The sequence below is a fragment of the Micromonospora sp. CPCC 206060 genome, from assembly GCF_036906895.1.
Classification (GTDB): Bacteria; Actinomycetota; Actinomycetes; order Mycobacteriales; family Micromonosporaceae; genus Micromonospora.
This window is the reverse complement of sequence record NZ_JBAKHU010000008.1, coordinates 1-12,883: the sequence shown is the minus strand read 5'-3', so window position 1 is coordinate 12,883 and position 12,883 is coordinate 1. Positions and strand designations below refer to the sequence as shown.

The following is a 12,883-nucleotide window of genomic DNA, read 5'->3' as shown; positions in this document are numbered from 1 at the left end:
CACGGACGGCGCCCCCGGGCGGCCGCTCCACATGGCCGACGACGCGGTTGCCGTCGACGAACCGGTGCTGGCCAACGACCCGGTGCTGGCCGATTACCTGGTTGTGGCCGGGCTCGTCCGGCCGGTCCGGCGACCGCATGCACCACCGACGCAGGCGTGGACGGAGCAGCTCGACAGGGCGACCTGAACCTACCGGAGCCCGGGCCGAACCGGGTGGCGCCGGTGCACGACACCCTGCCCGCGCAGTGCCCGACCGGGAACGGCCCGGAACCGGGTCAGCGGGAGCCGGCGGGGACCTCCGGCGCCCCGGCCGGGACGTCGGCGGCCAGCAGTCCGTCGGCGGTGGTGTCGGTTCGGGTATCCCCGGCTGCCGCAGCGGCGGCGACGGCCCGCGCCCGGCGGGTGCGGCGCAGCGCCCGGACGGCGAACACCAGGGCGACCACCCAGCCGACCGCGAGCAACCCGTACCCGACCAGGCTGACCGGCCCGGCCACCTCGGCGGTGCGGAACAGGGTGCGGGCGTTGGTCAGCACGATGACCCCGCCGATGGTGGCGCCGAGCAGTTGGGCCGGGACGATCCGGACCAGCCAGGCCGCGACGGGAGCGGCGATCAGGCCACCGATCAGCAGCGCGGCCACCGTCGGCAGCAGGAAGCCCTCGCTACCCAGGCCGATGAGGAAGCCGATACTGGCCGCACCGGCGACGACGAACTCGGCGGTGTCCACCGATCCGATCACCTTGCGTGGCTCCATCCGACCGGACACCAGCAGTGCCGGGGTGGCGACCGGCCCCCACCCGCCACCGCCGGTGGCGTCGACGAAGCCGGCGACCAGCCCGAGTGGGGAGAGGAACCGGGCCCGTAGCGGACCGGCCACGCGGGCGGCGCGCAACGGGCGCGAGAAGCGGATCAGCAGGTACGTGCCGAGGGTGAACAGGATGCCGGCCATCCAGGGTGCGGCGGCGGCGGTCGAGATGGAGCTGAGGAAGGTGGCCCCGGCGAAGGCGCCCACGGCCCCGGGCACGGCGATCCGGGCAACCACCCGCCAGTCGACGTTGCCGAAGCGCCAGTGGGCGAACCCGGCGGCGAGCGTGGTGCCGATCTCGGCCAGGTGTACCGACGCCGACGCGGCGGCGGGTGCGACACCGACCAGCAGCAGCAGGGTCGACGAGGTCAACCCGTACGCCATCCCGAGTGCACCGTCGACGAGCTGTGCGATGAGCCCCACCACGGCGAGGATCAGCAGCTTACGCACGAGCGCCTCCAGACTTTTCGGCATCTCCTATCGACTTGGTCGAGAATGCGGCACGGACGGGCCGCCGGTCAAGCCCTACCGTGTGACGGGATGCCGACCGTCGCCGGACGGCGGAGTGCCTCAGGTCCAGGCGCGGGGATCGGCGACGAGTTCGCGTACCTGCTCGGGCAACTGGCCGGCGGCCACATCCGCGACGGTGACCAGCTCCAGGATCTGCCGCTCACTGGCCCGCAGGGCGATCCACACCTCCTGGAGGGCCCGGGCCGCGCCGGCGTACCCCAGATCCTCCGGGCGCTGCCCCCGGACGTGGGCCAACGGCCCGTCGATCACCCGGATCACCTCGGCCAGGGAGATCTCCCCGGCCGGGCGGGCCAGCCAGTATCCGCCCTCCGGACCCCGCTGGGCGTGCACGATTCCGCCCCGCCGCAACTGGAGCAGGATGCTCTCCAGGAACTTCGGCGGGATCGCCTGGGCGCGGGCGATCTGCTCGGCGGTGAGGGGCCGGGACCGGCCGAGGTTGTCGGGGTCAGCGACCGCCGCGAGCTCGGCGGTCGCTCGCAGCGCGTAGTCGACCCGGGCGGAGAGACGCATGCCGGCTAGGGTATCCGCCCTCGTCAGCCGGCCGGTCGGCCGCCCCTCAGCCGATCGGCCAACCGGTGCCGGCTGCCATCGGCGGCGGAGTCGTGACACGATACCGGTGTCCTCGACCGGTGACCGGCTGCCCGGCACGGGTGTCGTGGAGCGGAATTCACCGGGTTGAATGGGGCGGCGATGCCGGACGTTGTGCCACTGGGCACCTACGACCCCCGGGCGACGGGTCCGTACCGCCTGGTCGGGCGACTCGGGGCCGGTGGCCAGGGTGTGGTCTACCTGGGCCTGGACGGCCAGGAGAACCGGGTCGCGGTCAAGATGATCAATGTTGACCTGCGCCACAACCCGAAGGCGAAGTCCCAGTTCGTCAAGGAGATCACCGCCGCCCGACGGGTTGCCTCGTTCTGTACCGCGCAGATCCTCTTCGCCGATTTGGACGCCGAACCGCCCTACGTGGTCAGCGAGTACATCGAGGGCCCGACGTTGCAGCGCCGGGTCCGCGACTCCGGCCCGATCTCCGGCAACGCGCTGCACCGGTTGGCCGTGGGCACGGCCGCCGCGCTCGCCGCGATCCATCTCTCCGACGTGGTCCACTGTGACCTGAAGCCGGACAATGTCATCCTCGGCGCCGACGGCCCCCGGGTGATCGACTTCGGGATCGCCCGGGCGCTCGACGTGACCGAGACACAGACCAGCCGGATCATGGGGACGGCACCCTACATGTCACCGGAGCGGTTCCGTGGCGAGCAGATCGGTCCGGCGGCCGACGTCTTCGCCTGGGCGGCCACCATCGCCTTCGCCGCGACCGGGCGACCGCCCTTCGGCACCAGCCCGGTCATGGCGGTGATGAACCGGGTACTGCACGAGCCACCCGACCTGGCCGGGCTCTCCGGCAGGCTCGCGGAGCTGGTCGACCGGTGCCTGGCGAAGGCCCCCGAGGCCCGCCCCCGGGCCCAGGAGGTGCTGATGCTGCTGCTCGGGTACGCCGGTGCCGACCTGGCGTCGTCACCGCCGATCGGCACCGTGTTGTCCGCGGCCGAGGAGGCGGTCACCATGGTGACCCCGTCCGCACCGGTCGAGCCGGTCCGGCCCGCCCCCCAGGCCCGGCCCGCCTCCCAGGCCCGGCCCGCCCCCCAGGCCCGGCCCGCTCCGGTGCCGGTCACCGCCGCCGGTCCGGTCCCGGGCCCGACTCGGTCGGACACCTGGCGTCGCCGCGCGGCCCGGCAGGCCGGCGACGCGTGGGGGATCTCGATGGCGATCTTCCTCGGCTCGGCCGGCGGGGCCGTGGGTTACGTGGCCTCCACGACGGTCAGCACCGCGGCACTGGTGGGCACGGCATCCTTCGCCGTGGTCTACAGTGTCCGCCTGCTGGTCGCCACGACCTTGACCGCCGGCACCGGTCCGGAGGACGGTGGACCGGATGCGGACACCAGTCACAATGGGCCAGCAGACGAAGGTCGGGCGACACTCCGCTCCTGACCCGGCCGACCACTCTGGAGGATCCGATGGTTTCCGGTCGACCTACCGCGCGCCCCTGGCTGCCGTACACCGTCGCCGTGCTCGCCGGACTCGCGGTGATCGCCGCGGCCTACCTGGTCGTCCGGCCGACCCCCGGCGCGGACCGGACGGACTGCGTGACGCTGGAGGTGAATTCCTCCACCGAGAAGAGCGACCTGCTGGCCAGCCTCGCCGAGCGGTACCACCGCAGTGACCGGCGGTTCGGTGGCCGGTGCGCCGCGATCACCGTGCGCGAGCTCACCTCGGGCACGGCGATGGAGGCGCTGGCCGAGGGATGGTCGACCAAGGTACCCGGGCTGCCGGTCCCGCAGGTGTGGCTGCCGACCTCGTCGTTGTGGGCCGGTCAGCTCAGGCTCCTCGACGAGAAGGCGGGCCGCGAGCCGCAGACGCCGGGCAAGTTCCCGTCGATCGCGAGCAGCCCACTGGTGATCGCCATGCCCCAGGAGAAGGGTGAGCTGATCCAGCAGCGCGGCCCGCTCGGCTGGGGCGAGATCCTCGGGCTCTCCGGCAGCAGCGGCTGGGCCGAGTACGGACGGCCGGAGTGGGGCCGGTTCACCTTCGGCAGGGACAACCCCAACACCTCGACCTCCGGGCTGGCCGCCACCCTTGCCATCTACTACGCGGCGGTCGACCGGTCCAACGACCTGACCGTCACCGACCTGACCCAGCCGGCGGTGACCCAGTTCGTCCGGCGGATCGAGGCGAACGTGTCGCACTACAGCGACGACGCGGTGGAACTGATCCGGGATCTCGCCGAGGCCGACGCCGGCGGCACGGCCAACAGCGACCTGAGCGCGGTCGTCATGCAGGAGGAGCTGGTTTACCTCTACAACGAGGGCCGGGTCAGCCCGGTCCCGGGGCAGAAGCCGAAGGTGCCGCTGGTCGCGATCCACCCGAAGGAGGGCACCTACAACCTCGACCACCCGTACGTGGTGCTCCCGTCGGCCAGCCCGGAGCAGCGCGCCGCCGCCGACGACTTCCTCGCCTTCCTTCAGGAGACCCCGCAGCAGCGCAGCTTCGCCGCCGAGGGCTTCCGCGACCACAAGGGCAACGCCTCTGCCGAGCTGCTCAGCACGGTGCGCTCCCAGACCACCGGATCGCTCAGCTACTTCTCCCCACCCGAGCCGCAGGTGGTGGCGGCGATGCTGAATAGCTGGCGGACGCTACGCAAGAAGGCCAACATCCTGTTCGCCGTCGACACCTCCGGCTCGATGAAGGCCACCATCGGGAACCGGACCCGGTTCCAGGTGGCGACCAACGCCGCAGCCAACGGGGTGAAACTGCTCAACAGCGAGGACCGGGTGGGCCTCTGGTCCTTCTCGTCGGAGACCACCCAGCGACCGAAGGCTCCGTACAGCCAGGAAATCAGGCTCGGCCCGTTCGACCAGAACGCCTTCAACCGCAAGCTCGCCGGCCTGCGGGTGGAGGGCAGCACCGCGCTGTACGCCACGGTGCGGGCCGCACACCGGCATGTGCTGGACAACTACGACCCGGACCGGATCAACGCGGTCGTGGTGCTCACCGACGGCCGCAACGAGTACGCGAAGGACACCAACCTGAACCGCCTGCTCGCCGACATCGCGTTGGACCCGGACCGCCCGGTCAAGGTCTTCTGCATCGCCTTCGACGAGCAGTCCGACTTCGAGACCCTGGACCGGATCGCCAAGGCGTCGGCCGGTAAGGCGTTCGACGCCCGCGACCCGGCGAAGATCGACGAGGCGTTCGTCAAACTGGTCAGCAGCTTCTGACCGGGCCGGCACGGTGCCCCGGCCGGCTGGCCGGGGCACGCCGGTCGCCGGTCAGCCGGCCGAGGTGCAGCCGACACCGGGTCAGCCGACGCGGGTCAGCCGCCCACCCGACGCAGCAGCCCCTCCTGCACCACGCTGGCGAGCTGCCGGCCGTCGGCGGTGAACATCCGACCGGTGGCCAGGCCACGGCCGCCGGACGCGGACGGGCTCCAGCAGTCGTAGAGGAACCACTCGTCGGCCCGGAACGGCCGGTGGAACCAGAGCGCGTGGTCCAGGCTCGCCCCGACCAGGCCGCCCGGTCCCCAGACCTCCCCGTGTACCGAGAGCACCGAGTCGAGCAGGGTCAGGTCGGAGGCGTACGTCAGGGCGCAGGCGTGCAGCAGCGGATCGTCGGGCAGCTTGCCGTCGATGCGCATCCAGACCCGCTGGTGCGGGTCGGCGGGCCGGTCACCGGGGCGTACCCAGCCCGGTTCCCCGACGTACCGGACGTCGATCGGGCGCGGAATGGTCGCCCAGATGCCGAGCCGCTCCGGGTAGCGGGAGAGCCGCTCGGTCATCGTGGGTACGTCGTCCGGGCCGGGTACGTCCAGCGGGGCCGGCGCCTGGTGGTCCAGCCCCTCCTCCTGCCGCTGGAACGAGGCCGACATGAAGAAGATCGGCTTGTCGTGCTGGAGGGCGACCGAACGGCGCACCGAGAACGACCGGCCGTCCCGGACGTTCTCCACCTGGTACTCGATCGGTTCGGCGGGGTCGCCGGGGCGGACGAAGTAGCCGTGCAGGGAGTGCACGGTGCGGGAGGCGTCGACGGTGCGGCCGGCGGCCACCAGGGCCTGACCGGCCACCTGGCCGCCGTACACCCGCTGCGAGCCGACCTGGGGGCTCATCCCCCGGAAGGTCATCTCGCCGGTCTGCGCGAGGTCCAGAACCTCCAGCAGCCCGTCGACGGCGGCCTGGCCGACGGCCACCTCCCGAGGGGTCACCGCAGCGCCCGCGCCGCCGCAGCGTCCACAAGCGAACCGAGCTGGTGCACCCGCAGCGTGTTGGTGGAGCCCGGCGTGCCGGGCGGGCTGCCCGCGACGATCACCACGTAGTCACCGGGGTTGGCCCGGCCCAGCCCGAGCAGTGCCTGGTCGACCTGACGGAACATGTCGTCGGTGTGCTGCACGAACGGCATCAGGAAGGTCTCCACGCCCCAGGAGAGGGCGAGCTGGTCACGCACCTCCGGTACCGGGGTGAAGGCCAGCAGCGGCAGGTCGCAGTGCAGCCGGGAGAGCCGCCGGACGGTGTCACCGGTCTGCGAGAACGCGACCAGGGCCTTCGCCCCGATGTTGCGGGCGATCGACGACGCGGCGGAGGTGAGGGCACCGCCGTGGGTACGCGGGTCGTGCTGGAGCCGGGGCACCCCGATCGAACCGGACTCGGTGGTGGTCACGATCTTGGCCATGGTGCTGACCGTGAGCACCGGGTACTTGCCGACGCTGGTCTCGCCGGAAAGCATCACGGCGTCCGCACCGTCGAGCACCGCGTTGGCCACGTCCGAGGCCTCGGCCCGGGTGGGACGGGAGTTCTCGATCATGGAGTCGAGCATCTGGGTGGCCACGATGACCGGCTTGGCGTTCTCCCGGCAGAGCTGCACCGCCCGCTTCTGCACCAGCGGCACCTGGTCCAGCGGAAGCTCCACACCCAGGTCACCACGGGCCACCATGACGCCGTCGAAGGCGGCGACGATGGCCTCAAGGTTGTCGACCGCCTCCGGCTTCTCGACCTTGGCCAGCACCGGCCGGTGTACGCCGGCCTCGGTCATGATGTTCCGGACGAGCTTGATGTCCTCCGCCGAACGGACGAAGGAGAGCGCGATCAGGTCCACCCCGAGACCGAGAGCAAAGCGCAGGTCCTCGGCGTCCTTCTCCGACAGGGCCGGGACACTGACCGCGACGTTGGGCAGCGAGATGCCCTTGTTGTTGGAGACCGGACCGCCCTCGGTGACCAGGCACCGGATGTCGTTGCCGTCGATCGAGCTGACCTCGACGGCGACCCGCCCGTCGTCGATCAGCAGCCGGTCACCCGGCTTCACCTCCTGCGGGAGCTTGCGGTAGGTGCAGGAGACCCGGTCCTTGGTGCCGAGGATGTCGTCCCCGGTGATCACCACCGAGTCGCCGGTACGCCAGTCGTGCGGCCCGTCGGCGAACCGGCCCAACCGGATCTTCGGCCCCTGCAGGTCGGCGAGGACGGCGACGGCGTGCCCGGTCGCCTGGGCCGCCTCCCGGACCAGGCGGTAGACCTGCTCGTGGTCGGCGTGGCTGCCGTGGCTGAAGTTGAGCCTCGCCACGTTCATACCGGCCTCGACGATCCCCCGGATCCGCTCCGGTGACGAGGTGGCGGGGCCAAGAGTGCAGACAATCTTCGCGCGGCGTGTCACGCCCATCAGGCTAGTCTCTCCCCCGGGCCGGGCTGCCGACCGACCCCTTGCGGAACTGCGAACAGTTGTCCAACGACGCGTGTGTCACGCGTGACCGGCGGGTGTCGCCACACCGGGACGTTGTCGGCGGGCGTCAGCGACCGCGCGTCGGGAATCGTACCGCTCGCGGTCACCCCGCCGCCCACCCGCACCGCCGACTCCGTCGGCTGCGGGGGCCTCACCCGGGCGGTCGACAGGTGACCACGCGAGGTGAACGCACGCCGACCGGTGGCCGGGTCCGCGGGGGTGCGGCGGGGGATCCTGGCGCCGGCCGGTCAGCCCGCCCGGGACGCGGGTTCCGCGACGTCGCGCCGGACACCGTCCGTCGCCGTCTCCCGGGCCGCCGGTACCGGGGACTCGCGGGGTGATCTGCGGAGAACGGCGCCCCAGGGGGTCCACGGCGCGGACAGCGCCACCGCGACGGCGTAACCGAGCGCGGCGGCCACCGGCAGCCACATCGGCAGCATGAGCCGGTCGTACTCGGTGGCCACGGGATGGGCGACCACCAGGGCCAACCCGGACAGGCCGGCGGCGGTCCAGAGCACGACGACCGGTCGGGCCCGCGCGACGAAGACCAACGCCGACAACCCGACGGCGACCAGCGGCAGCGGAGAACTGATCAGGTTCCGGCCGTACGCGGGCCAAAAGGTCAGGTTGCGCTGCACCAGGAAGCCGATCGGGTCGGCGGTGTCCGGCCGGGTGAAGTGCTTGGTGGCGAAGTCCTGGATGGTCTCGTTCAGCGACGGCAGGGCGAACAGGTGGCTGATCGCGTACCAGCCGGCCAGGGCGAGCAGTCCGACACCACCGGTGACGAGCGCCACCCGGCGGTTCCGCGGCCGGATCACCAGGGCCGTGGCAGCGACCACCACCAGCACCAGGGCCAGGGCCACCCCGTTGGCCGATTTGGCAAGGAACAGCCAGGTCAGTGCCGTCACGGTCAGCACGGGACCGGCACGCCAGTGACCCCGCCAGAGCAGGGTCACGCCCAGGATCACGCCCAGACAGCCGACCAGCATCGCCCCCTCGGCCAGCATCCGGGTGATCCAGAATCCGGACGGCAGCAGGTAGATCAGCACCGCGGCACCCACTCCGGCCGATCGGCGACCGAAGGCGAGCAGGACCGCCAGATAGGCGAGGATCCCGACGAGCACACCGAGCAGCATGGTGGCGAGCATCATGCCGCGCCACGCGCCGAGGAGCTTCACGAAGGGAGCGGCGAAGAGCGGATATCCGGGCCGGCTGTCGAAGATGGCGATGTAGCGCGGGGAGACGCCCCGCTGGGGATAGCCGTCCCGGCAGTAGCGCGGCGAGCCCTTCCGCCGCGCGGCCCGGTCGATGTCCCGGCACACCAGCTCGCTCGCCCGGGTCGAGGCGGCCGCCGGATCGGTACCGGCGAAGATCTGCGCCTGCCGGAGGTACCAGTACGCGTCTCCGGAGGCGGCGATTCGCCGGGGATCGTCGTACCGGGCCAGGAACAGCCCACCGCTCAGCACGGCCACCAGCAACAGCCAGGCCAGCTCGACCCGGGGTCGACGAGCCGGACGGGAAGCGCCGCTGAGCGCGGCAAACCTCTGCCCCTGGTCCGGCGATGGCGTCGGCGTCCCCCGCTCCGCTTCTCGCATGGCCGGACCATATCCCGGCAACCACCCGAGATCATGCCATTAAGGAATGGACACACCGCTGAGCGCTTGAACGCTGGTAAGCCACTTTCCGCCACGCGCTTGACGCCCAACTCCCTGCGGCGCTGCAACAGGCCCCGAGCACCTCCGACGACGAGCAGCAGTAATAAGATTCACCAATCTGGATGCCCCGCTCGCCGGCTGAGCCGGCACCCTGGGCGGCTGGCCGGCACCCCGCCGTCAGCCGCCCAGGGTCAGCTCGATGAACCCGCAGTACAGCACCGGCGCGCCGATGAACGTGACCAGGAAACCGAGGTAGCGGTAACGGGGCGGGGTGCCGACCACCAGCGGTGGCTGGCCGTACCGGCCGAGCAGCAGGTATCCGGCGAAGAACGCCAGGGTGGGCAGCCCGGCGAGGGTCCAGGCGAGCTGGGTGAAGGTGTCGATCGCACCCCACCGGTAGCCGAGGTCCAGCATCAGCATCAGCGGCGCGGTCGCCAGGAGGCAGCCGGCGTAGACGGCAAGCGCCCGCGCCAGCGGCGACAGGCCGGGCAGCAGCAGGGGCTGCTGGCCCAGCGCCTCGGTCCGGGCCAGCGCAGCCTCGGCGGCATCCGCCGCCTGACGGGCCCGGTCCAGCTCGGCGGCCGGGTCCAGCTCGGCCGGCGGCCGGGGCGCCGGCACCGTCGGGACCGGGCTGGTCGGCAACGCCAGCGTCGCCGATCCGTTCGGCAGTTCCGGGTACGCCGGCTGCGGCGCGGCCCCCGCCGGAGGCGGCCCGTCACCCGGTACGGCTGGCACCGGCTCCCCCGGCGTGCCGGCGGTGGCACGGGGCACCGCCGGTACCGCCGGTTCCCTGATCACCTGCCTCAGCTGGCGCAGCCGCACCTCCTGCCCGGCCAGCCGGTGCCCGAGCTGGTCGACCGCGCCCTGCAGGGCGGACCGCCGCCGGGTGTCGGCGGCGGCGTTGCGCTCCCCTGTCCGGCGCAGCTCGGACAGGTGCCGGGCCAGTGCCGCGTACTCCTCGAACGTGGACACCGTCTACCGCTCCTCGTCCAATTCGTAACCGGGACGGACGAACGGCACGATCAGCCGGGTCCGCTGGTCGTGCCGGTCCACCAGCAGCGCGCGGTTGGGCCGCGGCAGGTAGGCCAGGTCCGGCACCCCGAGGTGCAGGCCCAGCTCCGGGCCGGGGACGTTCAACGCCACCAGGCAGGCCAGGTCGTCCCGGTTCTGCGAGCCACCGAGGTCCTCGGCGAGCCGGCGCAGCCCACGCCACCAGCCGAGCAGGTGCACGCCGTACGCCGGCCCCTGGCGGAGTACCCCGCGCAGGTCGTCCAGACCGGAGCGGAACGCCTCGTCCCGCAGGCCGAGTACCCCACTGGCCGCGTCCATGCCGAACACCACGAGATAGGTGCGACCGGTCGGTGTCTCCGGGGGCGCGGCCAGGGTCCGCAACGCCTCCCGCAGCCCGGTGGCATCCAGCCGGGTCACCGGGTGACCGGCGGCGGTCAGTTCCCCGGCGCAGTCGTCGGCGATCTCGTCGGCCCCGGCGACCAGCGGGGCGAGCAGGAACCGGGCGTCCCCCGGGGTGTGCTGGCGGGCCACGCTGACCGTGGCCGCGTGCAGCACGTGCGCGCCGACCACCGAGGTACCGACCACGCCGACGTGCCGGCCCGGGGTGGCATCCAGCGCGAAGCAGGCCGAGGTGAGGTCGACGTCGACGGTCCGGCCGACCAGGGCCAGCGGCCGACGACCGCCTGGCCGCAGCCCGCGTACGGTCGGGTCGTCGTCGAGGTGGGCGAGTTCGTACCCCCGGAAGACCGCCGGCGCGGGTGCGGTGGCGGCCCGCGACTGCCACAGCTCGTGCCGGAGCAGGGCCATCTCGGCGGCGTGGGCGTGCGCGTCGGGGAACCGGACGACCGTGTTCGCACCGGCGATGCCGGCGGACCGGTTCACGATGGCCGAGCCGACCGGCAACCCGCCGGCGGTGTCGTTGAGCGGGTCGAGCACCCCTGACCCACCGGGCAACGCGACCCGCAGCGGGAACTGCCCGAAGATCGAGTCCGCCTTGCCGTAGAGCGCCTCGATGCCGGCCATGCTCTGGCTGGCCAGCACCAGGTGGATGCCGTAGGAACGGCCCTTGCGGGCCAGCTCCTCCAGCAGCGCGGCGGCTTCCCGGGCCACCGCGTCGTTGCCGGCGAAGAGCACGTGGAACTCGTCGACGACCGCCACCACGCGCGGCACCGGGGAGTCCCGGGGCAGGTCGGCGAGCTTGGTGACGCCGTGCCGTTTCAGGGCGGCGGCCCGCCGGTTCAGCTCCCGGCGCAGCTCGCGCAGCACCGCCACGCCGTACTCCCGGTCGGACTCGATGCCGACCGCACGGGCATGCGGGATCCACGACGGGTCCCGGCCGGTGGGAACGAACTCCGAGAAGCTGACCCCCTCCTTGAAGTCCAGCAGGTAGAGCGACAGCTCCTCCGGGGAGTACCGGGCGGCCAGCCCGTAGAGGACGTCGAGCAGAAAGACCGTCTTACCGGCGCCGGTGCGCCCGCCGACCAGCCAGTGCGGGGTGGCGTCGTCGAAGGCGAGGACGACCGGCTCCCGACCGGCCCGGCCGATGACGGTACGCAACCCGGTGGCCGAGGACTCCGCCCACCGCCGGTCGGGCAGCAGGTCGGTGACGTGCAGGGCGTTGCTGCGCCGGCTCGCCGCGGCCAGGTGCTCGGCGAGCGCGACGACGGTCCGTTCCGGCGGGTCGCCGTCGAGCTGTACCGGGGCGGCCAGGCCGGTGCCGTCGGTGCTGAACGGGTGCCCGGGCGGATCGCCGACGAAGGCGTACCAGTGGTCCAGCCGTACCCGGGTGGTGGCGCCCAGCGGCGGCGGGGCGACCGGGCCGGCCGGCGCGCCGGGATAGCCGGCGAGCAGGACACAGACCGCAGCGGCGGGTCCGGCGTGGGTGAGCGCGGCGAGCCGGTGCAGGTCCCGGCCCTGCGGGGCGGAGGCGGCGACCAGCAGCAGCAACTCGCTGCCAACAGCGGCCTGCTGCGCCGCCCGGGCGTGCCGCTCGGCCTCGTCGAGCGCCCCGTCCACCTCGTCGTCGTTGGTCGCCGGTGGGGCCAGCACCCCGGCGTCGACCAGCGGGCGCAGCGGGAGGAAGGTCGCGCCGAGCGCGGCGTGGTCGAGCGCGACCACGCGGACCGTGCCGGCCGGCGCCATGGCCAGCAGGCGCAGGGTCAGCGCCCGCAGCAGCGCCGCCACCCGGGGATCCCGGGCATCGGACTCGACAGCCAGGTGGTTGCCGCCGGCCAGCGGTACGACCGCGGGAAACCCGCCGTGCGGGCCGGTCGCCTCACCGAGCCGGACCGGTACCGGTGCCCGGGTCAGATCGAGGGCGCCGGGCGGCGGGGTGGCGATGGCGTCACCGAGGCGGGCCAACCGGTCGGCGACGTCGGCGGCGGCGTCCGGGGTGGTCGGCCCGGACGGTCCGGCCAGCAACCGGCGGACCGTGTCGAGATGCTCGCGGGCCTGCCGGTGGGCGGCGACCGCCTGCCCGTACGTCGTCGCGAGCCTGCCCACCCGTCCCCCAACCCTGCACTCACGCCCGGCGTAGTCAGCAGAACACTAACCGAAGCGCGGCGGCGGGCGGCCACCCCGGGCGGGATGTGTGCCGCCCCGTGCCGGTGTGCGGGGGTGGGG

The 12,883-nt window shown here is 72.9% G+C and carries 10 protein-coding genes; 3 read left to right on the top strand and 7 right to left on the bottom strand.

All coding sequences use genetic code 11. The features are described 5' to 3' along the window. Positions 1 to 31 precede the first annotated feature (31 nt). Complete coding sequence (locus V6U90_RS08855) at positions 32 to 187, top strand: hypothetical protein (RefSeq protein ID WP_334433162.1); 156 nt, start codon at positions 32 to 34, stop codon at positions 185 to 187. Positions 188 to 275: 88 nt separating this feature from the next. On the opposite strand, the gene V6U90_RS08850 is transcribed toward V6U90_RS08855, so the two are convergent. Both V6U90_RS08850 and V6U90_RS08845 read right to left on the bottom strand, forming a co-directional pair. Then, on the bottom strand, positions 276 to 1,253 hold the full coding sequence (locus V6U90_RS08850; protein WP_334433160.1) for a sulfite exporter TauE/SafE family protein: 978 nt from the start codon (positions 1,251 to 1,253) through the stop codon (positions 276 to 278). 120 nt (positions 1,254 to 1,373) lie between these two features. Then, the gene (locus V6U90_RS08845; protein ID WP_334433157.1) at positions 1,374 to 1,844 is read right to left on the bottom strand and encodes an RrF2 family transcriptional regulator; all 471 of its coding nucleotides are present in this window, start codon (positions 1,842 to 1,844) and stop codon (positions 1,374 to 1,376) included. A gap of 180 nt (positions 1,845 to 2,024) precedes the next feature. On the opposite strand from V6U90_RS08845, the gene V6U90_RS08840 reads away from it, so the two are divergent. Together V6U90_RS08840 and V6U90_RS08835 are read left to right on the top strand one after the other, a co-directional pair. Beyond that, entirely contained in the window at positions 2,025 to 3,323 is a 1,299-nt protein-coding gene (locus tag V6U90_RS08840) for a protein kinase domain-containing protein (protein ID WP_334433155.1), read from the top strand. A gap of 26 nt (positions 3,324 to 3,349) precedes the next feature. Beyond that, complete coding sequence (locus V6U90_RS08835; protein WP_334433154.1) at positions 3,350 to 5,110, top strand: substrate-binding and vWA domain-containing protein; 1,761 nt, start codon at positions 3,350 to 3,352, stop codon at positions 5,108 to 5,110. Positions 5,111 to 5,205: 95 nt separating this feature from the next. Here the strand turns inward: V6U90_RS08835 and V6U90_RS08830 are convergent, their stop codons facing one another. From V6U90_RS08830 to V6U90_RS08810, 5 genes are all read right to left on the bottom strand, one after another. Beyond that, entirely contained in the window at positions 5,206 to 6,075 is an 870-nt protein-coding gene (locus V6U90_RS08830) for an acyl-CoA thioesterase (protein ID WP_442933552.1), read from the bottom strand. A gap of 11 nt (positions 6,076 to 6,086) precedes the next feature. Further along, positions 6,087 to 7,535, bottom strand: a complete 1,449-nt coding sequence (gene pyk / locus V6U90_RS08825) for a pyruvate kinase (RefSeq protein WP_334433149.1) — start codon at positions 7,533 to 7,535, stop codon at positions 6,087 to 6,089. Positions 7,536 to 7,843: 308 nt separating this feature from the next. Beyond that, positions 7,844 to 9,190 (bottom strand): hypothetical protein, encoded by a 1,347-nt coding sequence (locus V6U90_RS08820; protein WP_334433147.1) that lies wholly within the window; start codon positions 9,188 to 9,190, stop codon positions 7,844 to 7,846. 237 nt (positions 9,191 to 9,427) lie between these two features. Then, entirely contained in the window at positions 9,428 to 10,222 is a 795-nt protein-coding gene (locus tag V6U90_RS08815; RefSeq protein WP_334433145.1) for a hypothetical protein, read from the bottom strand. Between the two features lie 3 nt (positions 10,223 to 10,225). Then, entirely contained in the window at positions 10,226 to 12,763 is a 2,538-nt protein-coding gene (locus tag V6U90_RS08810) for an FtsK/SpoIIIE domain-containing protein (protein ID WP_334433143.1), read from the bottom strand. Positions 12,764 to 12,883: the final 120 nt, after the last annotated feature.

Coding starts and splice junctions, on each gene's coding strand:
- V6U90_RS08855 (WP_334433162.1), top strand. CDS start 32: ATGGCCGACGACGCGGTTGCCGTCGACGAACCGGTGCTGGCCAACGAC.
- V6U90_RS08845 (WP_334433157.1), bottom strand. CDS start 1,844: ATGCGTCTCTCCGCCCGGGTCGACTACGCGCTGCGAGCGACCGCCGAG.
- V6U90_RS08840 (WP_334433155.1), top strand. CDS start 2,025: ATGCCGGACGTTGTGCCACTGGGCACCTACGACCCCCGGGCGACGGGT.
- V6U90_RS08835 (WP_334433154.1), top strand. CDS start 3,350: ATGGTTTCCGGTCGACCTACCGCGCGCCCCTGGCTGCCGTACACCGTC.
- pyk (WP_334433149.1), bottom strand. CDS start 7,535: ATGGGCGTGACACGCCGCGCGAAGATTGTCTGCACTCTTGGCCCCGCC.
- V6U90_RS08820 (WP_334433147.1), bottom strand. CDS start 9,190: ATGCGAGAAGCGGAGCGGGGGACGCCGACGCCATCGCCGGACCAGGGG.